Annotated in this window: 23 protein-coding genes; 4 read left to right on the forward strand and 19 right to left on the reverse strand. The window is 55.9% G+C overall.

Going from position 1 to position 24,573, the window contains the following annotated elements:
- Nucleotides 1-10: 10 nt before the first annotated feature.
- Entirely contained in the window at nt 11-1,054 is a 1,044-nt protein-coding gene (locus ACG1VR_RS19210) for a GMP reductase (protein ID WP_039897913.1), read from the reverse strand.
- Nucleotides 1,055-1,331: 277 nt separating this feature from the next.
- Here ACG1VR_RS19210 and coaE point away from each other — a divergent pair, with 277 nt between their 5' ends.
- The 3 genes from coaE to yacG are packed head-to-tail and all read left to right on the forward strand — an operon-like array spanning nt 1,332 to nt 2,902.
- A complete protein-coding gene (coaE, locus tag ACG1VR_RS19215; protein WP_172568350.1) occupies nt 1,332-1,952 on the forward strand; it encodes a dephospho-CoA kinase in 621 nt (206 codons plus the stop codon).
- Complete coding sequence (gene zapD, locus ACG1VR_RS19220) at nt 1,952-2,695, forward strand: cell division protein ZapD (protein WP_016534907.1); 744 nt, start codon at nt 1,952-1,954, stop codon at nt 2,693-2,695. Before coaE ends, zapD begins: the two co-directional genes overlap by 1 nt.
- A 9-nt stretch (nt 2,696-2,704) precedes the next feature.
- Complete coding sequence (gene yacG, locus ACG1VR_RS19225) at nt 2,705-2,902, forward strand: DNA gyrase inhibitor YacG (RefSeq protein WP_039897912.1); 198 nt, start codon at nt 2,705-2,707, stop codon at nt 2,900-2,902.
- On the opposite strand, the gene mutT is transcribed toward yacG, so the two are convergent.
- The 3 genes from mutT to secM all read right to left on the reverse strand — a co-directional run bounded on the left by mutT (nt 2,899) and on the right by secM (nt 6,625).
- The gene (gene mutT / locus ACG1VR_RS19230) at nt 2,899-3,288 is read right to left on the reverse strand and encodes an 8-oxo-dGTP diphosphatase MutT (RefSeq protein ID WP_395489574.1); all 390 of its coding nucleotides are present in this window, start codon (nt 3,286-3,288) and stop codon (nt 2,899-2,901) included. The two genes, yacG and mutT, sit on opposite strands and share 4 nt — an antisense overlap.
- 61 nt (nt 3,289-3,349) lie before the next feature.
- Entirely contained in the window at nt 3,350-6,055 is a 2,706-nt protein-coding gene (gene secA / locus ACG1VR_RS19235) for a preprotein translocase subunit SecA (RefSeq protein WP_395489575.1), read from the reverse strand.
- Between the two features lie 63 nt (nt 6,056-6,118).
- The gene (gene secM, locus ACG1VR_RS19240; protein ID WP_071704071.1) at nt 6,119-6,625 is read right to left on the reverse strand and encodes a secA translation cis-regulator SecM; all 507 of its coding nucleotides are present in this window, start codon (nt 6,623-6,625) and stop codon (nt 6,119-6,121) included.
- Between the two features lie 22 nt (nt 6,626-6,647).
- Here secM and ACG1VR_RS19245 point away from each other — a divergent pair, with 22 nt between their 5' ends.
- Nucleotides 6,648-7,163 (forward strand): DUF721 domain-containing protein, encoded by a 516-nt coding sequence (locus tag ACG1VR_RS19245; RefSeq protein WP_016534902.1) that lies wholly within the window; start codon nt 6,648-6,650, stop codon nt 7,161-7,163.
- An 8-nt stretch (nt 7,164-7,171) separates the two neighbouring features.
- On the opposite strand, the gene lpxC is transcribed toward ACG1VR_RS19245, so the two are convergent.
- The 15 genes from lpxC to rsmH all read right to left on the reverse strand — a co-directional run bounded on the left by lpxC (nt 7,172) and on the right by rsmH (nt 24,570).
- Nucleotides 7,172-8,089, reverse strand: coding sequence for a UDP-3-O-acyl-N-acetylglucosamine deacetylase (gene lpxC / locus ACG1VR_RS19250; protein WP_016534901.1), 918 nt, complete (start codon nt 8,087-8,089; stop codon nt 7,172-7,174).
- A 101-nt stretch (nt 8,090-8,190) separates the two neighbouring features.
- Nucleotides 8,191-9,342, reverse strand: coding sequence for a cell division protein FtsZ (gene ftsZ / locus ACG1VR_RS19255; RefSeq protein WP_016534900.1), 1,152 nt, complete (start codon nt 9,340-9,342; stop codon nt 8,191-8,193).
- A gap of 63 nt (nt 9,343-9,405) precedes the next feature.
- Entirely contained in the window at nt 9,406-10,662 is a 1,257-nt protein-coding gene (gene ftsA / locus ACG1VR_RS19260) for a cell division protein FtsA (protein ID WP_016534899.1), read from the reverse strand.
- A complete protein-coding gene (gene ftsQ / locus ACG1VR_RS19265) occupies nt 10,659-11,495 on the reverse strand; it encodes a cell division protein FtsQ (protein WP_016534898.1) in 837 nt (278 codons plus the stop codon). The genes ftsA and ftsQ overlap by 4 nt, the downstream gene beginning before the upstream one ends.
- A gap of 1 nt (nt 11,496) precedes the next feature.
- Nucleotides 11,497-12,417 (reverse strand): D-alanine--D-alanine ligase, encoded by a 921-nt coding sequence (locus ACG1VR_RS19270; protein ID WP_395489576.1) that lies wholly within the window; start codon nt 12,415-12,417, stop codon nt 11,497-11,499.
- Nucleotides 12,410-13,885 carry a UDP-N-acetylmuramate--L-alanine ligase gene (murC, locus tag ACG1VR_RS19275; protein WP_016534896.1) on the reverse strand — a complete coding sequence of 492 codons (1,476 nt, stop codon included), beginning with the start codon at nt 13,883-13,885 and terminating at the stop codon, nt 12,410-12,412. Before murC ends, ACG1VR_RS19270 begins: the two co-directional genes overlap by 8 nt.
- A 70-nt stretch (nt 13,886-13,955) precedes the next feature.
- Nucleotides 13,956-15,023, reverse strand: a complete 1,068-nt coding sequence (gene murG / locus ACG1VR_RS19280) for an undecaprenyldiphospho-muramoylpentapeptide beta-N-acetylglucosaminyltransferase (RefSeq protein ID WP_016534895.1) — start codon at nt 15,021-15,023, stop codon at nt 13,956-13,958.
- Nucleotides 15,020-16,264, reverse strand: a complete 1,245-nt coding sequence (gene ftsW / locus ACG1VR_RS19285) for a cell division protein FtsW (protein WP_216375223.1) — start codon at nt 16,262-16,264, stop codon at nt 15,020-15,022. Before ftsW ends, murG begins: the two co-directional genes overlap by 4 nt.
- Entirely contained in the window at nt 16,264-17,580 is a 1,317-nt protein-coding gene (murD, locus tag ACG1VR_RS19290) for a UDP-N-acetylmuramoyl-L-alanine--D-glutamate ligase (RefSeq protein ID WP_172568356.1), read from the reverse strand. The genes ftsW and murD overlap by 1 nt, the downstream gene beginning before the upstream one ends.
- 2 nt (nt 17,581-17,582) lie before the next feature.
- Nucleotides 17,583-18,665 (reverse strand): phospho-N-acetylmuramoyl-pentapeptide-transferase, encoded by a 1,083-nt coding sequence (gene mraY, locus ACG1VR_RS19295; protein ID WP_016534892.1) that lies wholly within the window; start codon nt 18,663-18,665, stop codon nt 17,583-17,585.
- Nucleotides 18,659-20,017 carry a UDP-N-acetylmuramoyl-tripeptide--D-alanyl-D-alanine ligase gene (gene murF, locus ACG1VR_RS19300; RefSeq protein WP_395489577.1) on the reverse strand — a complete coding sequence of 453 codons (1,359 nt, stop codon included), beginning with the start codon at nt 20,015-20,017 and terminating at the stop codon, nt 18,659-18,661. Before murF ends, mraY begins: the two co-directional genes overlap by 7 nt.
- On the reverse strand, nt 20,014-21,501 hold the full coding sequence (murE, locus tag ACG1VR_RS19305) for a UDP-N-acetylmuramoyl-L-alanyl-D-glutamate--2,6-diaminopimelate ligase (protein ID WP_395489578.1): 1,488 nt from the start codon (nt 21,499-21,501) through the stop codon (nt 20,014-20,016). Before murE ends, murF begins: the two co-directional genes overlap by 4 nt.
- Nucleotides 21,488-23,254: a peptidoglycan glycosyltransferase FtsI gene (locus ACG1VR_RS19310; RefSeq protein WP_395489579.1), complete on the reverse strand. Its 1,767-nt coding sequence runs from the start codon at nt 23,252-23,254 to the stop codon at nt 21,488-21,490. The genes murE and ACG1VR_RS19310 overlap by 14 nt, the downstream gene beginning before the upstream one ends.
- 15 nt (nt 23,255-23,269) lie before the next feature.
- Nucleotides 23,270-23,632, reverse strand: coding sequence for a cell division protein FtsL (gene ftsL, locus ACG1VR_RS19315; protein WP_016534888.1), 363 nt, complete (start codon nt 23,630-23,632; stop codon nt 23,270-23,272).
- Nucleotides 23,629-24,570, reverse strand: a complete 942-nt coding sequence (gene rsmH / locus ACG1VR_RS19320) for a 16S rRNA (cytosine(1402)-N(4))-methyltransferase RsmH (protein WP_216375228.1) — start codon at nt 24,568-24,570, stop codon at nt 23,629-23,631. The genes ftsL and rsmH overlap by 4 nt, the downstream gene beginning before the upstream one ends.
- Between the last annotated feature and the right edge of the window lie 3 nt (nt 24,571-24,573).

A 24,573-nucleotide genomic window follows, 5' to 3' on the forward strand; every position in this document is an offset into this window, starting at 1 on the left:
ATTAACAACTTTAGAGGCTGTTGAAAACGCGGTTTTCCTGCTCCGCCACGCGGATAAAGGTGGTGCGTTTGGTCAGCTCTTTAAGGCGTGACGCGCCAACATAAGTACATGCGGAGCGCAGGCCGCCAAGGATATCACGAGCGGTATTTTCAACCGGGCCACGCAGCGGCAGCTTAACGGTTTTGCCTTCCGCGGCGCGGTATTGTGCTACGCCGCCAACGTGGCGAGTCATCGCGGACTCAGAGCTCATGCCGTAGAACAGCATAAACTTCTCGCCGTCTTCCTCAACGACGGTGCCGCCGCTCTCTTCGTGACCGGCCAGCATACCGCCGAGCATCACAAAGTCTGCCCCGCCGCCGAAGGCTTTTGCCACATCACCCGGAACGGTACAGCCGCCGTCGCTGACAATCTGGCCGCCAAGGCCGTGAGCCGCATCGGCGCACTCGATAACCGCTGAAAGCTGAGGATAACCCACGCCAGTTTTCACGCGAGTAGTACACACGGAGCCAGGGCCGATACCGACTTTGACGATATCGGCGCCGGAGAGGATCAGCTCTTCGCACATTTCACCGGTCACCACGTTGCCCGCACAAATCACTTTATCCGGCCAGGCTTCGCGCGCTTTGCTTACGAACTGGGTGAAGTGCTCAGAGTAGCCGTTGGCGACATCGATGCAGATAAATTTCAGCGCCGGATTCAGGGCCAGAATTTGCTTGGTTTTAGCGAAATCGGCATCCGAAGTGCCGGTAGAAACCATCACAAAGCGCAGCAGGTTTTCCGGCGCGGACTTGACGAAGTTGCTCCATTCTTCAACGGAGTAATGCTTATGAACGGCGGTGAGAATATCGAACGAGGCCAGCGCCTGCGCCATGGCGAAAGTACCTACTGTATCCATGTTTGCCGCAATGATCGGCACACCAGACCACGCAATACCGGAATGTTTGAATGTGAATTGACGCTCAAGCTCAACGTCAGAACGGCTCTTGAGGGTGGAGCGTTTCGGGCGGATTAAAACGTCTTTAAAACCTAACTTCAAATCTTCTTCAATACGCATGTTGCGGATCCCTGGGTCGAATGGCGGTGAACACATAAATACGATCGGCGAAACAACGGCCAACCCCAGTGACGCTATCATACGCAGTAATAATGGCTCCGCAAGACTGCGAAAACCGACTTTTTTACGCTACAATCGTTCAAATTTACCTTATAAAGGGCAGCGCTGGCCGATAAGGGTAATTTTCGCTTGTTACATAAGCAAAAATCACCTGAAAAACCTTACCCAGAGCCCCTCTTATCTCATTGATAAATAATAGCATCAGGATCGGTTTTCTATGGTTTACACGGTAGCACTTACGGGCGGTATTGGCAGTGGTAAAAGTACCATCGCCGAAGCATTTTCCCGCTCAGGAGTCACCGTAGTGGATGCTGATATCATTGCCCGTCAGGTTGTTGAGCCTGGTCAACGTGCGCTGGCTCTCATTTCGCAACATTTTGGTTCAAAGATCCTTCTGGAAGATGGATCTTTAAATCGTCGTGCCCTGCGCGAAGAGATCTTTAGTTCACCTCAGCAAAAGCAATGGGTAAACAACCTGCTTCATCCTTTAATCCAGCAGCGAACTCGCGATGAAATTGCGCGTGCCGCCTCGCCGTATGTGTTGTGGGTTGTCCCGCTGCTGGTGGAAAATAACCTGCAAAATAAAGCGAACCGGGTTCTGGTGGTCGACGTTTCCCCCGAAACTCAGATTGCGCGTACCATGAAGCGGGATAATGTCTCTCGTGAACATGCGCAGCAGATCCTGGCCGCCCAGGCAACGCGGGAAGCCCGCCTCGCCGTTGCAGATGACATAATTAATAATGACGGCAGCCCGCAAGACGCTGCCGTGCATGTTGATCGCCTGCATCGCCAGTATCTAAAACTGGCTTCCCAGGCCGCACAACAGGAAACAGAATAATGAGCACTCAGGTTCTTTTTGAGCACCCGCTGAATGAAAAGATGCGTACCTGGCTACGCATTGAGTTTTTGATCCAGCAGCTACAGGCTGCCTTACCCATTGATGAAAGCGCTAAAGCGCTGCATTTTTTTCGTAACATCGGTGACCTGCTGGATGTGTTTGAAAGGGGCGAAGTCCGCACCGAGATCCTGAAAGAATTGGGCAGACAGCAGCGCAAGCTATTGAGCTGGTCAGAAGTGCCGGGCGTAGATATGCAACGCATCGACTCGCTGCGTGCCCAGTTGGAAACCTGCGGTAGCGTTCTGATGGCTGCCCCGCGCCTCGGCCAGCTTTTGAGAGAAGACAGGCTGATAGCGCTGGTACGCCAGCGTTTGAGCATCCCCGGCGGCTGCTGTAGTTTTGATTTACCGACGCTGCATATCTGGCTTTACCTGCCGCAGGAGCAGCGTGATGCTCAGGTTAGCCTCTGGCTCAACAGCCTTGAGCCGGTGAAGCAATCACTCGACCTGCTGCTGGATATCATCCGCAATTCAGCGCCGTTCAGGAAGCAAACCAGCCTCAACGGTTTCTACCAGGATAACGGTGATGACGCCGATTTACTGCGCCTTCATCTCGCCCTGAACGACCAGCTTTACCCTCAGGTTTCCGGCCATAAAAGTCGCTTTGCGATTCGTTTTCTGCCGCTGGACTCAGAACATGGCCTGGTGCCAGAGCGCCTCGATTTTGAACTGGCCTGCTGCTAAGGAATGAAAATGAGTGAAGAAACTATTGTGAACTGCCCGGGCTGCGGCAAGGCCGTTATCTGGAGCGAGGCCAGCCCTTACCGTCCTTTCTGCAGCAAGCGCTGCCAGCTTATTGATTTAGGCGAATGGGCCGCTGAAGAGAAACGTATTCCCAGCAGCGGCGACCTTTCCGAAAGCGATGACTGGAGTGAGGAGCTTGAACGTTAGGCGTTCAGCAGCTTCTGAATAACAGGCTCATTAGCCGGCGGGAATTCGTCGGCTATAAGCTGATGCTGAGCGACCCAGCGCCCCGGCTGTCCTTCCTTTCCCCACGGCTCGCCTTCCCACTGTTCAACCAGGTAAAACCATAACGAGATATGGCGATCGGGAAACTGATACTCCAGGGTTTCAAAAAGCTCGGCTTTCTGGGCCGCAATCCCCGTCTCTTCCTGTAGTTCACGAATCAGAGCCTGTTCCGGTGATTCACCGGCCTCAATTTTTCCGCCCGGGAACTCCCATTTATTGGCCATATGCGCGTCGGCCGCGCGCTGGGTGATAAAGATTTCTCCCTGCGCGTTGCGGATGATGCCGACGGCGATTTGCAGCTGCTTCATATTCTCAAACTCCGAATAGAAAAAAGGCGCAGCAAGCTGCGCCTTTTGGTTTTTCCAGACCTTAGCTCAGACGGCCATGGCACTGTTTGTATTTTTTACCGGAACCGCAAGGGCAAGGATCGTTGCGCCCGACTTTACGGTCGCCGGTCTCAGCCGCCAGCGCTTGAGCGGCCTGAGTCTCATCATCTACGTGGCTCAGCTGTTGCATACTAGCCAGACGCTCGGCTTCTTCGCGGCGCTGCTGCTCCATCGCTTCAACTTCTTCCGGCATACGAACCTGAACCTTGCTCAACGTGCTAATCACTTCATACTTCAGTGACTCAAGCATAGCGGCAAACATAGAGAAGGATTCACGTTTGTACTCCTGCTTAGGATCTTTCTGCGCATAACCACGCAGGTGGATACCCTGACGCAGATAATCCATCGCAGCAAGGTGCTCTTTCCACAGAGAGTCCAGCGTTTGCAGCATCACGCCTTTTTCGAAGTGGCGCATCATCTCGGCGCCGACCACTTCCTCTTTACGCTGATAAACTTCAATCGCGTTAGCCAGGATGCGCTCGCGCAGGGTCTCTTCGTGCAGCTCAGGTTCTTTATCCAGCCACTCTTTGATTGGCATTTCGAGGTCGAAGTCGTTTTTCAGGCGCTCTTCCAGACCTTCAACATCCCACATCTCTTCCAGAGACTGCGGCGGGATGTGCGCATCAATAGTCACTTTAAATACGTCTTCACGGATGCTGGCGATGGTTTCGCTAACATCACTCACGTCCAGCAGCTCGTTACGCTGGGTATAGATAGCGCGACGCTGGTCGTTCGCTACGTCATCGTATTCCAGCAGCTGTTTACGAATATCAAAGTTACGGCTTTCGACTTTACGCTGCGCGTTGGCAATAGCCTTGGTCACCCACGGGTGCTCAATAGCTTCGCCCGGCTTCATGCCCAGTTTACGCATCATATTGGAGACGCGATCGGAGGCGAAAATACGCATCAGCGCATCTTCCATCGAGAGATAGAAGCGGGAAGAACCAGCATCGCCCTGACGACCGGAACGGCCACGCAGCTGGTTATCGATACGGCGTGATTCATGGCGCTCGGTACCGATGATGTGCAGGCCACCAGATGCCAGCACCGCGTCATGACGAACCTTCCAGTCCGCTTTAATTTGGGCAATTTGCTCCGGCGTTGGGTCTTCCAGCGCGGCAATTTCTTCCTGCCAGCTGCCGCCCAGCACGATGTCGGTACCACGACCGGCCATGTTGGTAGCAATGGTCACAGCAGCCGGGTAACCCGCCTGAGCAACAATTCCTGCTTCGTTCGCGTGGAATTTGGCGTTCAGAACATTATGTTTGATGCCCGCTTTGGTCAGCTCCTGAGAAACCACTTCGGATTTCTCGATGGAGATGGTCCCCACCAGCACAGGCTGGCCGTTGGCGGTGCGCTCTTTAATGTCTTCGATGATGGCGCCAATTTTGTCTAACTCGGTCATATAGACCAGATCCGGCATATCCTTACGGATCATCGGACGGTTGGTTGGCACCACAATGGTGTCGAGCTTATAAATGGAGCTGAACTCAAACGCTTCAGTGTCCGCGGTACCGGTCATCCCGGCCAGCTTTTCATACAGGCGGAAGTAGTTCTGGAAGGTGATGGAAGCCAGAGTCTGGTTCTCGTTCTGGATATCAACGCCTTCTTTTGCTTCCACTGCCTGATGCAGGCCGTCTGACCAGCGGCGGCCCTGCATGGTACGGCCGGTATGTTCGTCAACGATGATAACTTCACCGTCTTTAACAATGTAGTCAACGTCGCGGGTGAACAGCGCGTGAGCACGCAGCGCGGCGGTAACGTGGTGCATCAGCATAATGTTGGCCGGGGAGTACAGAGACTCGCCTTCGTCCATCATGCCTTCTTCCACCAGCAGCTCTTCAATCAGCACCAGACCGCGTTCGGTCAGGTTAACCTGGCGAGATTTCTCATCCACGGAGAAGTGGCCTTCACCCTGGAAGGTGTCGGAGTCTTCTTTTTCCTGACGCAGCAGGCGAGGAATGATTTTGTTCACGCGCTTGTACAGCTCAGAACTGTCTTCGGCAGGGCCTGAGATTATCAGCGGAGTACGGGCTTCATCGATAAGGATTGAGTCAACCTCATCCACCAGCGCGTAATGAAGTTTACGCTGCACGCGTTCTTCCGGGCTGAAAGCCATGTTGTCACGCAGGTAGTCAAAGCCGTATTCGTTGTTGGTGCCGTAGGTAATATCCGCGGCATAAGCTTCACGCTTAGCAGGAGCCGGCATGCCCGGCAGGTTGATACCCACGCTCAGGCCAAGGTATTCAAACAGCGGACGGTTGTTTTCGGCGTCACGCTGGGCCAGGTAGTCGTTCACGGTTACAACGTGAACGCCTTTGCCGCTCAGCGCATTCAGGTACGCTGGCAGGGTCGCAGTCAGGGTTTTACCTTCACCGGTACGCATTTCTGCTATACAGCGGTCGTTCAACACCATACCGCCCAACAGCTGCACGTCGAAGTGACGCATGCCGAATACGCGCTTGCTCGCCTCGCGAACCACGGCAAAGGCTTCAGGGATCAGGTTTTCAAGCACTTCGCCTTTTTTCAGACGTGCGCGGAACTCGTCGGTTTTAGCCTTCAGCTCATCATCCGTGAGCTTCTCCATCTGCGGTTCCATGGCGTTAATCATGGTCACCACTTTGCGCATACGGCGCAGGGTACGATCGTTACGACTACCGAAAACTTTGGTTAATAATTTGATTAGCATAATAAATTCTCAAACGCCTGCCGTCAGTGCGGTCAATAAATTGTTGTTAGTCAGGAAGATTAATTAGCTGAGGCGAAGCGGACCGGCGCGGATGCCCTGTGCCTGACGGATCCACGCAACGGCATTAAAAACTTCAGCCGGGGGAGACGCCTGGAAGGCACTGCCGCGTACAATAACGGGAGGTTTACTTTCCTGAGTCAGCAGAGCGCTGAGCGTATCCAGTAAAGCAAGGTGCTGTGCCTGAAGCGGCACGCTTTCCTGGGCCACCGGCAAAGCCTGAGGCGCCATGGCAAAGGAAAGATGACGAATAACGGTGCGGATTGCATGCTGGTGCCAATAGTCCACACTAAAAGAGGGACGGCGCGTGCTTTCCTGGAGCTGAACGAGGCTATCAAACCGTAGCTGACGAGCCGGGTCATGGCGGCTGGCCGAGGCTTCTGCGGGAATGCCGGTTTCTGTGTTACCGTTGAGCGCGGGCATGCCAAAACTCGCCGCGACCATCCCCAACAGGAGATGCGGCCAGAAATAACGTCTGCCAAATTGTCGCCAACGATTTAGAATACCAATCACTTTTTCCGCCGGAGCTTAATCTATGCGCGACAGTCGCCCGCAATCTTTAGAGAATCTGTTTGACGATGCCGGTCAGGAAAGCATGCTGCAAAACGTTCAACAACGTGCTGTTGCTCTGCTGCGACTGAACCGGGCAGTGAAAGGCATTTTGCCTGCGCCACTGCATCCCTGGTGTCGGGTTGCCAACTTTCGTCAGGGTATCCTCGTACTTGAAACCGCAAATGCCAGCTGGCTGATGCGCTTACGCTATGAACAAGCCACGCTGCTGAGTGCATTACGCGCCCAAATCTTACCATCATTGACATCAATCGACATCAGGATTAATCCATTGCTGGCGGTAAAAGGGCAGGAAATCGTACAACAAAACACCACTCAGACGGGTGCGGAGAAATACGAAGTTAATCGTCAGCTCAGCGAGCAGAGTGCGGAAGCGTTAAGGGAGGTGGCTAAACGTAGCCCGGAGAAATTGAGAGCAACAATAGAACGACTGGCTTCACTGGCCGGAGAGGTTACCAGCAAAACCAGTCGTAATAGATAGCTTAAGCGTTACGCCAGCACCAGGTTAGGTGCTTTGAAGGCCAGTGGAAGTTCGGCTTCGTCTTCGAAGGTCGCCCATTCCCAGGCTTCTTGCTTAGCCAACACGGCCTGCAGCAGCTTGTTGTTCAGCGCATGGCCAGATTTAAAGGCGGTAAACGCGCCGATAACATTGTGGCCGCACATGAACAGGTCGCCAATGGCATCCAGCATTTTGTGACGAACGAATTCATCTTCAAAACGCAGGCCGTCTTCGTTTAATACGCGATAATCGTCAACAACGATGGCACAATCGAAGCTGCCGCCCAGGCACAAACCGCGGGACTGCAGATATTCGATATCACGCATAAAGCCGAAGGTACGGGCGCGACTGATCTGGCGCATAAAGGCTTCAGCAGAGAAGTTCATGGTGTAGCGCTGGGTGCTTGCGTCAATCGCCGGATGATTAAAGTCGATGGTGAAATCCAACGAGAAACCATTGAACGGTGAGAGTTCAGCCCATTTATCGCCGTCTTCTACACGAACCGTCTCTTTCAGACGTACAAATTTCTTGGCCGAGTTCAGCTCGTCGATACCTGCATCAAGCAGCAGGTAAACGAACGGCGCCGCACTGCCGTCCATGATAGGGATTTCTGGCGCATCGACTTCAATAACGATGTTGTCGATTCCCAGCCCTGCCAGGGCAGCGTTGAGGTGCTCTACGGTAGAAATCCGCACATCATGCTCGTTCACCAGACAAGTACAGAGCATGGTATCACGCACGGATTTGGCATCTGCCGGGAAATCTACCGGAGGATTCAAGTCGGTGCGACGATAGATGACCCCGGTATTGGCCGGCGCAGGGCGCAGCGTCAGTGTGACCTTTTTGCCGGTATGTAAACCGACGCCAGTCGCCTGAACGATACGTTTAAGTGTCCTTTGTTTGATCATCGTATAATCTCGCCAAATTGCTGATCCAGCCGAAAGTGTATATCACGTTCGGCAGGCCAGTTTAGCACAAAGAGCGGATATTCCCAACTTCCGGTTTATTCTTAATCAGCTTGCTTACGCAGGAACGCTGGAATATCCAGATAGTCAGGCTCTTTCGCCGTCTGTGGAGTATTGTCGTTAGCCACTTTAGCCGCAGGCTTCTGCTCTTGAGTCAGCGGAGCCATACCGTGCTGCTGGTAGCGATCCATAACCGGCTGCTGTTGCTGTTTGTTGGTCACCAGCGTAATTTCCGGACGTTTGTCCATGCCGATACCGGTAGCAACCACGGTTACACGCAGTTCGTCGTTCATCTCTGGATCCAGAGAAGTACCGATAACCACGGTAGCGTTGTCGGAGGCGAAGGCGCGGATGGTGTTACCCACGGTTTCGAACTCGTCCAGACGCAGGTCGAAGCCGGCGGTGATGTTAACCAGCACGCCGCGAGCGCCTGACAGGTCGATATCTTCCAGCAGCGGGCTGGAGATAGCCATTTCTGCGGCTTCTTCTGCACGGTCTTCACCGCTGGCAACGCCAGAGCCCATCATCGCGTAGCCCATTTCGGACATCACGGTGCGAACGTCTGCAAAGTCAACGTTCATCAGGCCAGGGCGAGTGATAAGCTCTGCGATACCCTGTACCGCGCCCTTCAGCACGTCGTTTGCCGCGCCGAAAGCGTCCAGCAGAGAGATACCGCGACCCAGCACTTTCAGCAGCTTGTCGTTCGGAATAGTAATCAGAGAGTCAACGTGTTTGGACAGCTCGGCGATACCCTGCTCGGCAAATGCCATACGCTTCTTGCCTTCAAAGTTGAAAGGCTTGGTCACGACGGCAACCGTCAGAATACCCAAATCTTTGGCAACTTCAGCCACGACCGGAGCCGCACCGGTACCGGTGCCGCCGCCCATGCCTGCTGCGATAAACACCATGTCTGCGCCATCCAGCGCTGCGCGTAAAGCTTCGCGGTCTTCTTCCGCGGCGTTACGGCCCACTTCAGGATTTGCTCCAGCGCCCAGACCTTTGGTAATACCGTTACCAATCTGAATCGTCTGGCCTACCGCAGTTTTACGCAACGCCTGAGCGTCGGTGTTCACCGCGAAGAATTCAACGCCTTCGATGCGCTCGCGCACCATGTGTTCAACGGCATTACCGCCGCCGCCACCGACGCCGATGACTTTAATCACCGCGTCGTTGGTCAGTTCCATAGGTTCAAACATAGTTTCTCTCCGTTTTGTGCCTGTCGCCTGAGACCGCTAATTGTCTCCGGTCTCTTATAAAATTTAAAATTCTTTTCTCAGCCAGCCGTTGAGTCGCTTAAACCACGAGCCGACCGAGGTCCTTTTTTCCACTTCCGCTTCACCACTGAGATGCGATTCCTTCCCATAGTGCAGCAACCCTACTGCGGTGGAGTAATAAGACTCCTGGGCATAGTCAGTAAGGCCAGTAATATTCAACGGCTGACCGATACGCACCTGCGTATGGAACACGCGCTGAGCACAGGCTGCCAGGCCTTCAATTTGTGCTGCGCCGCCGGTTAACACAATCCCCGCCGCGAGGTGATGTTTCACGCCCTGCTGACGAAGCTGTTCCTGTAACTGCAGAATCTCTTCGTTTACCAGGTTAAGCAACTCGGTATAACGAGGTTCAATCACTTCCGCCAGCGTCTGGCGCTGCAGGCTGCGCGGTGGACGCCCGCCTACGCTCGGGACTTCAACGTTTTCGTCTTTCCCGACGATGGAGCCAAGCGCGCAGCCATGACGCACTTTAATCGCTTCGGCGTCGCTCGGCGGCGTACCGAACGCGTAGGCGATATCGCTGGTCACCACGTTTCCAGCATAAGGGATAACTTTGGTATGGCGCAGCGCACCGCCGGTATAAACCGCCATATCCATAGTACCACCGCCGATATCCACGACACAGACGCCAAGTTCACGTTCGTCTTCGGTCAATACCGCATAGCTTGCGGCCAGACCGGCAAAAATTAATTGGTCAACTTTCAGGCCACAACGTTCAACGGCTTTAACAATGTTTTTCGCCATGTCGTTGTGACAGGTGATCAAGTGCACCTTGGCCTGCATACGGACGCCGGACAGGCCAACCGGATTTTTGATCCCTTCCTGGTAATCAATAGCGTATTCCTGTGGAATCACATGCAGAACCCGGTGTTCATCACGAACGCGCACAGATTTTGCCGTATGCACCACATTTTCCACATCTTCCTGAGTCACTTCCTCTTCCGAAATAGGCACCATGCCAATTTCGTTCTGGCAGCTAATGTGCTTCCCGGACAGCGCCAGGTAGACGGAAGAAATCTGGCAATCTGCCATCAGTTCAGCCTGGTCAATCGCCCGCTGAACGCACTTAACTACTGACTCGAGGTCGTTTACCCCACCTTTGTCCATACCACGCGAAGGGCAGCTGCCCACGCCAATAATATTGACCATACCGTCGGGCAGAACTTCCCCTACTAAAGCGGCGACCTTAGCGGTGCCAATCTCCAGTCCAACTACCAGTTTTCTGTCCGTCGCCTTGATCATTGTTGTTCTGCCTGTGCCTGATTCTGTTGCTGATTCGGATTAGGTGCAGGAGGAGGAAGTGCCTCCCAGCCTACCGCGGCGCCTGAGTCGTATCGCAGGTCGACATAACCGATCCGTTTGTTATCGGCCTGCGCCTGCTGTTGCAGAACCGGATACAGTTCTACAAAACGATCCAGACGTTTCATCGTATCGCCCCGGCCAAGGTTGAGCTTAATGCCGTTATTCAGCGTCAACTGCCAGGAGCGGCGGGCGGTCATCGCCGCCTCTTTCAAGGTAAACTTATCCTTTGCCAGCACCACACCCATGTCACGGTAACCTTGCAGCACTTCGTTTTCGCTGCCTTCCGGGCCGGAGAGCATCGGTAACGTCTGCTTGCTGGTGCGCTCTGCCGGTACGCTGAAGGAGTTCCCCTCCGCGTCAACCATATGCTGGTCATTCCAGCGTGCTATCGGCACATATTCAACCAGATGAATCTTCAATTCGTCCGGCCACTGCTTTCTAACGCTTGCTTGCTTGATCCACGGCAAACGCTCTATCTGTTGTTGGATGATATTCACATCCTGAGTCATAAAGGTTCCGGGCGCGCCCAGAGCCAAAATAGACTGACGAATATCATCATTGCGCGTGTAGTGCCGCTCGCCGGTAACCACCAGCTTCGAAAGCGGCAGGCGCTGGGCATCTTCCATCCAGCCAACGACTATCCAGCCGCCGATAAACACGCTAAACAAGACCACGCACAGGAAGATAACTCCTGCCAGACGGGACCCGTTACTGCGTCGCGAGCTGGTATTTTCCTCTGCCCGGTTACGCGCATTCAGTGCAGCCTGCGACATATCAGTCCGCCAGTTCCAGAATTCGCACTACCAGCTGCGAGAAGCTCATCCCCGCCTGGCGAGCCGCCATCGGCACCAGGCTATGGCTTGTCATGCCCGGCGACGTGTTCACTTCCAGCAGATAAAACTGCCCGTCGTTATCCTGCATAACATCCACTCGTCCCCAGCCGCTACAGCCCAGAGCCTGCCACGCCTGTAGAACTAATGCCTGCAATTCCTGCTCTCTTTGCTCAATTAATCCAGCCGGGCAGAAATATTGAGTTTCATCAGAGAGATACTTCGCCTCATAATCATAGAAGGTTCCGGCGGGTTGGATGCGGATAGACGGTAAAATTTCGTCGCCTAAAATCGCCACCGTGTACTCCGGGCCGCTTAACCATTTCTCAATCAGCACATCTTCATCATGTTCGAACGCCAGCGCCAGAGCAGCAGGCAGCGCATCCACGCTATCAACCTTTGACATACCAACGCTTGAGCCTTCACGGCTCGGCTTAACGATAACCGGCATTCCCAGCGCGGAAATGCGCTCTTCCAGCGCTCCCGTTATACCTGCTTCTACGTCGCGACGGTTGAGGTATACCCAAGGGGCGACCGGTAAACCCGCGCCCTGCCACAGCAATTTGCTGCGCAGCTTATCCATGGTTATTGCCGATGCCATTACGCCGCTGCCGGTATACGGCAGTTCAAGGAACTCCAGCAAACCTTGCAGAGTGCCGTCTTCGCCGCCGCGGCCGTGCAGCGCGATAAAGACTTTATCGAACCCCTGCGACTTCAGCTCCAGCACCGACTGGCTTTGTGGATCGAAAGGATGGGCATCAACGCCACCCTCTATTAATCCCGCCAGAACCGCACTACCGGATTGCAGCGAAACCTCACGTTCAGCGGAAGTGCCCCCCAGCAGGACGGCTACTTTATCAGCCATGGTGCCCTTCCTCTTTAGTTTGAGGCTGTAACTTGATTTCAGCCAGGTTTCTCGCAATTTTGCCGATGTTCCCGGCACCCTGGACGAGGATCAGATCATTTCCCGTCAGAACAGGGGCCAGGATGTCCGCCACTTCACCGTGATCGGAAACCAGGATCGGGTCAACCTTACCGCGACCTCGAATGGTACGGCACAGAGAACGGCTGTCGGCCCCCGGGATCGGGGCTTCACCGGCAGGGTAAACCTCCAGCATCACCAGAGAGTCCACCTGCGACAGCACGCCTGCGAAATCGTCGTACAGGTCACGGGTGCGGGTGTAGCGGTGCGGCTGGAAAATCATCACCAGATTTTTATCCGGCCAGCCCGCACGAGCCGCCTTAATCGTGGCATCCACTTCCGTTGGGTGGTGACCATAATCGTCTACCAGCATCGCCGTTCCCGTCTTGCCGTTAACCGGTGCCAGGGGATACTCGCCCAGGAAATCGAAGCGACGCCCGGTTCCCTGGAAGCTTTCCAGCGCGCGTAAAATCGCCTCGTCCTCGATGCCTTCCTCCGTCGCAACGGCAACAGCCGCCGCGGCGTTCAGCGCGTTATGACGGCCCGGCGCATTCAGCACTACGTGAAGCTCAGGCTTGTCCTGACGCACAATAGTGAAAAACCCCTGAGCGCCTTTCTGCTGATAGTTTTCAACGCGAACATCCGCGTCTTCACTGAAACCATAGGTGGTGGTTTGGCGGCCCACTCGCGGCAGCAGCTCACGAATCACCGGATCGTCCACGCACATCACTGCACGACCATAAAACGGCAAATTGTGCAGGAAATTAATAAATGTCTGTTTTAAATTTTCGAAGTCGCCCTGGTAGGTATCCATGTGGTCGGCTTCAATATTGGTGACAATCGACACCATTGGCTGCAAATGCAGGAACGATGCGTCACTTTCATCGGCTTCTGCAATCAGGTAGCGGCTGTGCCCCAAACGAGCATGAACGCCCGCGGCCTTCACCAAACCGCCGTTAACGAAAGTCGGGTCCAGCCCCGCTTCTGCGTAAATGCTGGAGACCATCGCCGTGGTGGTTGTTTTACCGTGCGTCCCGGCAACGGCAATACCGTGGCGGAAGCGCATCAGTTCGGCCAGCATCTCCGCGCGGCGGATAACCGGGATACGCGCTTCGTGGGCGGCAACAATTTCCGGGTTATCCGCAGAAATAGCCGTGGACACAACTACAACGCTGGCATCACGCACGTTCTCCGGGCGATGGTTGAAATAAATGGTGGCGCCCAGGGCCGACAACTGCTGCGTGACCGGGTTCGGAGCCAGATCGGAACCGCTGATCTGGTAGCCTTCGTTAGCCAAAACTTCGGCAATACCGCCCATACCGGCGCCGCCGATGCCAACAAAGTGAATGTGCCGGACGCGACGCATCTCGGGCACGATTGAACGCAGTTTCGCCAGTTGTTGTGTATTCATTCTCTAAACCTGCAGGCGGCATGCCGCCATTACATCAAATTTACGGGCGGCAACTCGCCACCCACAAGAGTTACGCACGCGCTGCGGCGCTGACTTCATTTGCTACCCGCTCTGTCGCATCAGGAATGGAGGCAGCTCGCGCACGCTCGGCCATTGCCAGCAGCGTTGCTCTGTCCCATCCGGCCAGGGTGCGGGTAACGGCATCCACGGTAAACTGCGGCTGCTCCAGTATTGTTGCGGCTCCTGCCTTTTCCAGCGGCAGCGCATTCCAGTATTGCTGCCGGTCTTTATGCTGGAACGGAACAAACAGCGCGGGCAAACCCGCCGCTGCGATTTCGCTCACGGTTAATGCACCTGAGCGGCAAACCACTACGTCAGCCCATTCATAGGCGGCTGCCATATCGTCAATAAATTCGGTCACTTTATGCTGCGGCTGCCCGGCTTCGGCATATGCCTGCTGCACCACGGCCTGGCCACCTTTGCCGGTTTGGTGCCAGATGGTCACCGCATCGGCCAGACGAGCAGCCACCTGCGGCAGGGTTTGGTTCAGAACGCGAGCGCCCTGTGACCCCCCAACGACCAGCACACGAATCGGCCCTTCACGTCCGGCAAAGCGAACCTGCGGCAGCGGGAGCGCCAGCACGTCGGTACGCACCGGGTTGCCGACCACGTCAGCTTTGGGGAAAGCACCCGGGAAAGCCTGCATCACTTTGGTGGCAATCTTTGCCAGCCACTTATTCGTCAGCCCGGCGATGCCGTTCTGCTCGTGCAGTACCACGGGAATACCGAGCGACCAGGCCGCCAGGCCACCCGGGCCGGAAACATAGCCGCCCATCCCCAGAACCACGTCCGGCTGCCAGGCTTTCATAATCGCCCGCGCCTGACGCCAGGCGTTAAAGATACGCAGCGGAGCCAGCGCCAGGGCTTTTAACCCTTTTCCGCGCAGGCCGGAGATACGAATGAAGTCGATGCCAATACCGTGTTTTGGCACTAAGTCGGCTTCCATACGGTCCGCGGTGCCGAGCCAGCGAATTTCCCATCCTTCGGCCTGAAGATGATGAGCAACCGCCAGCCCCGGGAACACATGTCCGCCGGTCCCGCCCGCCATCACCATCAACCGCTTCGCTTTGCCTGTCATTTGGCACTCCGTGTAAACGCCTGAGCCTTGGCCAGGCGAGTTTCATAATCTATTCGCAGCAACAACATGATTGCCGTAGACATAATTATCAGGCTGGAACCACCGTAACTGATAAGCGGCAGCGTCAGACCTTTGGTCGGCAGCATACCCGCAGCCGCACCAACGTTAACCAGCGCCTGGAAGCTAAACCAAATACCGATGGAGCAGGCCAGAAAACCGGAAAAACGCTGATCTAATTCCAGCGCGCGTTTGCCGATGGACATCGCGCGAAAAGCGACGAAGAATACCATCAAAAGAGCCAGTACCACACCGATATATCCCAGCTCCTCGCCGATAATCGAGAAGATAAAGTCGGTATGTGCTTCAGGCAAATATTCCAGTTTTTGAACCGAATTCCCCAGCCCCTGCCCCCACAATTCTCCGCGTCCAAAAGCCATCAGAGATTGGGTCAGCTGGTAGCCGCTGCCGAACGGATCTTCCCACGGGTTCCAGAAAGAGGTTACGCGGCGAATACGGTAAGGCTCGGCAAGGATAAGCAGGATAACCGCCGAGATCCCCATGCCGATAATGGCGATGAACTGCCACAGTTTTGCACCGGCCAGGAACAACATTGCCAGGGTTGTCACAAACAGCACAACCACCGTCCCCAGGTCCGGCTGCGCCAGCAGCAGAACCGCCATCACCAGGATAACGCCCATTGGTTTAAGGAAGCCGCGCAGGTTATTACGCACCTCGTCAACTTTGCGCACCAGGTAGTTTGCCAGGTAGCAGAACAGCGACAGCTTTGAAAACTCGGCGGGCTGAATACGCAGCGGGCCGAAGGCAATCCAGCGTGATGCACCGTTAACGGAACTCCCCACCACCAGCACAATCAGCAGCATGACAATCGAAGCCAGCAGCATCGCGGTACTGTGGCGCTGCCAGAAGTCCATCGGCAGGCGCAGGGTGACCATCGCCATGGCAAACGCCACGAGGATGTAAAGACCGTCACGTTTGGCAAACAGGAACGGATCGTCCGCCAGGCGCTGCCCTACCGGCATTGAGGCCGAAGTCACCATAATAAAACCGATAGCGGCCAGGCCGAACGTCAGCCACAGCAGCGTGCGGTCGTACAGCACCATGCTGTTGGCGTCGGCTTCGCGGGAGCCCATTACCCACCCTTTTACGGCCGAAGCGAGCCACGCCAGGATACCGAATCCCGGAACACGAGGCACGCGCAGGCGAGGGAGAGATAAACGCATCAGCCCAGCTCCTTCGCAAGTTGAGTAAACACGTCGCCGCGCTGTTCAAAGTTTTTAAACTGGTCCAAGCTGGCGCAGGCCGGCGAAAGCAGTACCATATCGCCCGGCTGAACGCGTGCGGCGGCCAGTTTCATCGCCTGCTCCATCGTTTCGGTTTGCTCGGCGACTTCCGGACGCAGTCCGGCGAGTTCAGCGCCATCGCGGCCAAAGCAATAGAGGCGAACGCGGTCGCCCTGCAGGTAACGAGTCAGGGACGAGAAATCCGCAGATTTACCGTCGCCACCCAGCAGCAGATGCAAAGTCCCTTCAAGATGCAGCCCGTTCAGCGCCGCTTCAGTGCTGCCGACGTTGGTCGCTTTGGAATCATTGATCCAGCGAACGCCGTTACGCTCCCACGCCATCTGGAAACGGTGCGCCAGGCCGGTAAAGGTGGTCAGCGCTTTCAGGCTGGTTGCCCGGGGCAATTTCACCGCATCGGCCAGCGCCAGCGCCGCCAGGGCGTTGGTATAGTTATGCTGCCCAACCAGGCTCATCTCTTTGGTATTGAGGATCTTCTCACCTTTCACCCGCAGCCAGGTATCGCCCTGCTGGCGGTTAAGATGATAATCACCCACATCAACGCCAAAGCTGACACAGCGTTCATCCGCGCCGCGCACCGGCATGGTCAGCGCGTCGTCGGCGTTCACCACGCAGACTTTTGCGTTTTCGTAGACGCGCAGCTTGGCCGCACGGTACTGCTGCATGCCAAACGGATAGCGATCCATATGATCTTCAGTCACGTTCAGCACGGTAGCCGCGGCGGCTTTCAGGCTGTACGTCGTTTCCAGCTGGAAGCTGGAAAGCTCAAGCACATACAGCTCGCAATCTTTGCCCAGCAGCATCAAAGCAGGCAGGCCGATATTGCCGCCTACGCCGACGTTAACGCCCGCCGCCTTCGCCATCTCGCCCACCAGGGTGGTGACGGTGCTTTTCCCGTTAGAACCGGTGATAGCGATTATCGGCGCCTGAGCTTCACGGCAAAAGAGTTCGATATCGCCAACAATTTCAACACCAGCATCCGCTGCGGCGCTAAGCGCGGGTGTTGCCAGCGCGATGCCAGGGCTCGCGACAATCAGATCCGCCGCCAGCAGCCAGTCTTCGTTCATCGATCCGGTATGGCGCTCGACGGTTTCAGGCAGCTTATCAAGACCAGGAGGGGAAATGCGGGTGTCGATTACGCGCGGCGTAACGCCGCGTGCCAGGAAGAAATCCACGCATGACAGGCCGGTAAGGCCCAACCCGATGATAACGACTTTTTTACCCTGGTAATCTGCCATGTTTAGCGAACCTTCAGCGTTGCCAGGCCAATCAGCACCAGCATCAGCGAGATAATCCAGAAACGCACAATAACACGCGGCTCCGGCCAGCCTTTTAATTCATAGTGGTGGTGAATCGGCGCCATACGGAAGATGCGCTGTCCGCGCAGCTTGAACGAGCCGACCTGCAAGATAACCGACAGGGTTTCAACCACAAACACGCCGCCCATAATCACCAGCAGGAACTCCTGGCGCAGCAGCACGGCAATCGTCCCGAGCGCGCCGCCCAGAGCCAGAGAGCCTACATCGCCCATAAAGACCTGGGCCGGATAAGTGTTGAACCACAGGAAACCCAGCCCCGCCCCAACGATGGCGGTACAAACGATAACCAGCTCGCCCGCGTGACGCAGGTAAGGGATATGCAGATAACCAGCGAAGTTCATGTTGCCCGTTGCCCATGCCACAAGCGCAAAGCCCGCGGCGACAAACACGGTTGGCATAATCGCCAGGCCGTCCAGGCCGTCCGTCAGGTTTACCGCATTGCCGGTGCCAACGATAACGAAGTACGCCAGCAGGACATAGAACAGGCCCAGCTGCGGCATCACGTCTTTAAAGAACGGCACCACCAGTTCGGTGGCCGGAGTCCCTTTGCCCACGGCATACATGGTGAAGGCAACCACCAGAGCAATGGCCGACATCCAGAAGTATTTCCAGCGAGCAATCAGCCCCCTGGTATCTTTGCGAACCACTTTGCGGTAGTCATCAACAAAGCCGACAATACCGAAGCCGACCAGCACGAACAGCACGCACCAGACGTAAGGATTAGACGGGTAAGCCCACATCAGAACCGAGACCACAATAGCGGTCAGGATCATCAGGCCGCCCATCGTCGGCGTACCACGTTTGCTGAAATGCGACTCAGGGCCGTCGTTGCGCACAACCTGCCCGAAGGAGAGTTGTTGTAAACGCGCGATCATCCGCGGCCCCATCCACAGGGAGATAAACAGAGCGGTCAGCAGGCTGACAATGGCGCGAAACGTCAGGTAGGAAAAGACGTTAAAGCCGGAATAATATTTGACCAAATGTTCGGCCAGCCAAACTAGCATGCTTGTTTCTCCTGTAATGCGCGAACCACCTCTTCCATGGCCGCACTACGTGAACCTTTCACCAAAATGGTTAAAATTGAATGTTCCGCAATTAGCGCTTTTAAACGCTCAATCACGGTCTGCTTATCGGTAAAATGCTCACCAACTTCTGATGCAGCGCTCAGCGTTTTACTTAACACGCCCACGCTTAATACCCGGTCGATGCCTGCGGATTTTGCCGCCTCGCCTACCTGACGATGGCAGGCTTCAGCTTCATCACCCAGTTCGGCCATATCGCCCACAACCATCACGCGGTAGCCGGGCATTTCCGAAAGCACCTGCGCTGCGGCGGTCATAGAACCCACGTTGGCGTTGTAGCTGTCGTCCAGCAGCAGCTGATTTTCAGCAAGATGAATGGGGAACAGGCGGCCCGGAACGGCTTTCAGCCCGGCCAGGCCAGCTTTTACCGCTTCCAGAGGAGCGCCAACGGCCATCGCCAGCGCCGTAGCGGCCAGCGAGTTAGCAATATTGTGGCGGCCAGGCAGCGGCAGCACGACATCAGTATCACCCTGCGGGGTGCGCAGAGTGAACTCGGTGCCGTGCGAAGTGATATGGATATTGGTCGCGGTAAAATCGCTCCCTTCCGCGTTAGGGGAAAAACGCCAGGTTTTGCGATCGCCGATGATCGTCTGCCAGTTCAGCCAGTCATTATTATCGGCGTTCAGGATTGCGGTGCCGTTGGCCGGCAGGCCGGTAAAGATCTCACCCTTCGCTTTTGCAACGCCTGCCAGAGAGCCAAAGCCCTCAAGGTGCGCGGCGGCCAGGTTATTAACCAGCGCGGCTTCCGGGCGGGTCAGCCCCACGGTCCAGGCAATTTCGCCCTGATGATTAGCGCCCAGTTCGATAACGGCAAAGTCATATTCCGGGGTCAGGCGCAGCAGCGTCATCGGTACGCCGATGTCGTTATTCAGGTTGCCTGCGGTGTAAAGCGTATTGCCACACTGGCGCAGGATTGAAGCCGCCATCTCTTTTACCGAGGTTTTGCCGGAGGAGCCGGTGAGCGCCACAATGCGCGTCGGAACCTGCTGGCGAACCCACGCGCCCAGCTCGCCAAAAGCGAGGCGAGTATCCGCGACAACCAGCTGCGGAACGTCTATATCCAGCTTGCGGCTTACCAGCAGCGATCCTGCTCCACCTTTCACCGCATCTGCGGCAAAGTCGTGAGCATCAAAACGTTCGCCTTTTAGCGCCACAAACAGGCAGCCAGCGGTGAGCTTACGGGTATCGGTAGTGACATCGATAATGTCCGCGTCAGCGCCAAACAGCTCACCCTTCAGGATGGTTTCAAGTTGCTTCAGGGAGACGCGAATCATGCCACAACTCCCAGCAGACGAGCGGCAGTTACGCGGTCGGAGTAATCCAGACGGCGGTTGCCAACAATTTGATAATCTTCGTGGCCTTTACCGGCCAGCAGCACGACGTCGTTTTCTTTAGCCTGCATAATGGCATTGGTCACCGCTTCCGCACGCCCTAATACGACGTGAGCGCGGCCCGCATCAAGCATGCCGGTCAGGATATCGTCGACGATAGCCTTTGGCTCCTCGGTACGCGGGTTGTCGTCGGTCACCACAACCACATCGGCGTATTGCTCGGCGATACCGCCCATAAGAGGGCGTTTGCCCTTGTCACGATCGCCACCGCAGCCAAACACGCACCACAGTTTGCCGGCGCAGTGCAGGCGAGCCGCCTGTAATGCTTTTTCCAGCGCGTCCGGGGTGTGAGCGTAATCAACGACTACGGTAGGTTTACCCGCCGCGCTGAAGACTTCCATGCGCCCGCAAACCGGCTGCAGGCGAGCCCCGGAATCAACCAATTCGTTTAGCGGATAGCCCAGCGCCAGCAGCGTTGCCAGGGCCAGCAGTAGGTTGCTAACGTTAAACGCCCCCATCAGGCGGCTTTCAATTTCACCGTCGCCCCAGGAGGAGCTAAAGCGAATCGTTGCCCCGCTGTCGTGATAAACCACTTCATCGGTTTTCAGCCAGCGACCGTGGCCGCCCGGCTGTAAATTGTTCTCCATGCTGACCGCAACGGCATCCGGCAGGCGAGCCAGCCAGCGGCGGCCGACTTCATCGTCGGCATTGATGATCGCCTGACCGCAGTCATGTTCGGAGAACAGCAGCCATTTTGCGGCTTCGTAATTTGCCATATCACCATGATAATCAAGATGATCGCGGCTTAAATTGGTAAAGACAGAGGCGGCAAATTTCAATGCCGCTACGCGGTGCTGAACCAGGCCATGGGAAGAGACTTCCATCGCGCCAAAGGTTGCGCCCTGCGCGCTCAGGCTCGCTAATACATGCTGAACATCAACCGCAGAACCCGTGGTGTTCTCGGTCGGAACCACCTGCCCGAGCAGCCCATTGCCTACGGTGCCCATCACGGCGCTGGTTTCGCCCAGTAGCTGGGCCCATTGCGCAAGCAACTGGGTCGTTGTGGTCTTACCGTTGGTACCGGTCACGCCGACCAGGCGTAACGCCCCGGAAGGCTGATGATAGAAGCGCCCGGCCAGCGCAGAGAGGCGCTGATGCAGCTGGCTAAGGTAGATGACAGGCACGCCGTGCATTTCACGCACTTCGCCATCCGCAGCTTCGCCGTCCGCCTCTGCGATCACGGCAGCTACACCCTGTGCTATCGCCTGCGGGATATAACGACGCCCGTCCGCCTGATGACCGACCACGGCCACAAAAAGATCGCCCGCAGCCGCCACGCGACTATCGAGTGTCATCTCTCGCAGCGCTCTCGCAGGCAGTCCGGCTACCCACGGAGCAAGAAGGTCACTCAAATTACGATCTGCCACCTGATGCCTCTTTCTGATTAATTACAAATTCGCTTTTCTCACCGACTGCCAGGGCATCCGGTTCAATGTTCATGGTGCGCAGCACGCCACCCATAATTGCACCGAACACGGGTGCAGAGATGGCACCGCCGTAATATTTACCGGCCTGCGGATCGTTAATCACTACCACCAGCGCGAAGCGCGGATTGCTGGCTGGCGCTACACCTGCGGTATAGGCAATGTATTTATTGATATATTTTCCGTCCGGCCCAACTTTCTTCGCGGTACCGGTTTTAATGGCAATACGATAACCTTTAATCGCTGCCTTAACCCCGCCGCCGCCGGGCAGTGCCACGCTTTCCATCATGTGCAGCACTGTGCGAACTGTGGATTCTGGAAAGACACGTTCGCCGGGAACCGGCGGGTCAACTTTGGTGATAGACAGCGGACGGTAAATTCCGTAGCTGCCGATTGTTGCGTAGACTCGCGCTAACTGTAACGGCGTTACCATTAGCCCATAGCCGAAAGAGAAGGTGGCCCTCTCTATGTCAGACCACCGTTGTTTTTGAGGATATAAGCCACTGCGTTCCCCGACCAACCCCAAATTGGTCGCTTTTCCCAGTCCAAAACGAGAGTAAGTATCTACTAACGCTGAGGAGGGCATCGCTAACGCCAGTTTTGAAACCCCGACGTTACTCGACTTCTGTAGGACTCCGGTAAGAGTCAATTCGTTGTAGCGCCCAACATCTTTGATCTCATGACCATTGATGCGGAACGGCACCGTGTTCAGCACGGTATTTTCCTGTACCACGCCACGCTGCAGAGCGGTCATCACCACCATTGGCTTAACGGTGGAACCCGGTTCAAAGATGTCGGTAATAGAGCGGTTACGCATCACATCTTTTGCAGTGCCGGTCAGGTTATTCGGGTTGTAGGACGGGCTATTGGCCATCGCCAGCACTTCGCCGGTATTCACATCCACCAGTACGGCGGTGCCGGACTCGGCCTTGTTAAAGGCGACGGCGTTATTCAGCTCGCGGTAGACCAGGGCCTGCAGGCGTTCATCAATGCTCAAAGCCAGGTTATGGGCGGCCTGGCTGTCGGTTGAGGAAATGTCTTCGATAACGCGCCCGTAGCGGTCTTTACGCACAACGCGCTCGCCGGGCTGACCGGTGAGCCATTTATCAAAGCTTTTTTCCACCCCCTCGATCCCTTCGCTATCGACGTTGGTAAAGCCGATGAGGTGAGCAGTCACTTCGCCTGAAGGATAGTAGCGGCGAGATTCCTGCCGCAGATGAATACCGGGGAGCTTAAGCTTCTTGATGTAGTCGCCGATGTCCGGGTTGACCTGACGGGCAAGATAGATAAAGCGGCCACCTGGATTGCTGTTAACCCGGGTAGCCAGCTGGTCGAGCGGGATTTTTAGCGCATCGGCCAGCGCTTTCCAGCGGTTATCCAGCGTTACGCCGCCCGCCTCGTGCAGCTCTTTAGGGTCGGCCCAAATCGCATTAACCGGCACGCTCACCGCCAGCGGACGCCCCGCGCGGTCGCTAATCATGCCGCGTGAAGTTGAAACTTCCTGCACGCGAAGAGAGCGCATATCACCCTGGCGCACCAGCATATCCGGACTGATGATTTGCAGCCACGCCACGCGACCGAGCAGGAAAGTCAGTGCGAGCAGAATGCAACCGCAAAGCAACGCAAAACGCCAACCGATAAAGTTGGCCTGTTCTTCCTGGCGTTTTGGTTTAAGCGTTTTTGCCGCTGATCTCATCTGTCGCGCTATTCCTTATTGCTGAACTACGATGTTTTCCTGCGAAGGATCGACATGCTGCAATTGCAGCTTTTCCGTCGCGATCCGCTCCACCCGGCTATGATCGCCGAGCGCATTTTCTTCAAGAATCAGGTTGCGCCACTCAATATCCAGCGCGTCGCGCTCCAGAACCATCTGCTCACGCTGTGCTGTCAGCAGGCGAGTATGGTGCGCCGTGGTCACCACTGAAACGGCGGTGATAATGCTGGCGATGAACAAACAGAGTGGCAGTTTCCCGTGTCGCAGCAGATCGCCGCCGATCACCGTCGGCAAGGCGTGGCGCTCATTGCTGCCGAGCTGCGTGACCTTGCTGAGGGTTTCTGTCACTCGGTTGATCATGCGTTAGTCCTCTCGGCGATACGCAAAACGGAACTGCGCGCGCGCGGATTCTCCGCAACTTCTTCCTCGCCCGGCATCATTTTGCCGAGCGCCTTCAGGTAGCGGCCGCCCAGTTTATTCAGCTGAGCCTCCGTCATCGGCAGACCGGCCGGAACCTGTGGACCACGGCTGTTTTCACGCATAAAGCGTTTGACGATACGGTCTTCCAGAGAGTGGAAACTGATAATCGACAGACGCCCTCCGGTTGCCAGCGCGGCCAGCGATCCGTTTAGCGCCTTTTCAATTTCGTCCAGCTCGCTGTTGATCCAGATACGAATAGCCTGGAAAGTGCGGGTAGCCGGATGTTTGAACTTGTCTTTTACCGGCATCGCGGCGGCTACAACGGCCGCCAGCTCTTTGGTACGCGTCATCGGCTCTTCACGATTGCGCTCCACAATGGCGCGCGCGATACGCTTACCAAAGCGTTCTTCACCGAAAGTTTTGATAACCCAGGCAATATCAGCTTCTTCTGCTGTCATCAGCCACTGGGCGGCAGACTGGCCGCGGGTTGGATCCATACGCATATCCAGCGGGCCATCTCGCATAAAGGAGAAACCACGTTCAGCGTCATCCAGTTGAGGGGACGAAACGCCAAGATCCAGCAAAATGCCGTCGATCTTGCCTTCCAGTTCGCGCTCGCGGGCGTAATCTGCCAGCGCAGAGAATGGGCCATGAATGATGGAGAAGCGTGGGTCATCAATAGCGGCTGCCGCGGCGATCGCCTGCGGATCGCGGTCAATCGCCAGCAGACGACCTTGTTCACCAAGCTGGGACAGGATCAGGCGTGAGTGGCCACCGCGACCAAAAGTGCCATCAATGTAGATGCCGTCAGGACGAATATTAAGGCCGTTCACGGCCTCGTCCAGCAGCACCGTAGTATGTTTAAAATTTTCCATCATTTC

It is taken from the genome of Cedecea davisae (assembly GCF_044095835.1).
GTDB classification, from domain to species: Bacteria; Pseudomonadota; Gammaproteobacteria; order Enterobacterales; family Enterobacteriaceae; genus Cedecea; species Cedecea davisae.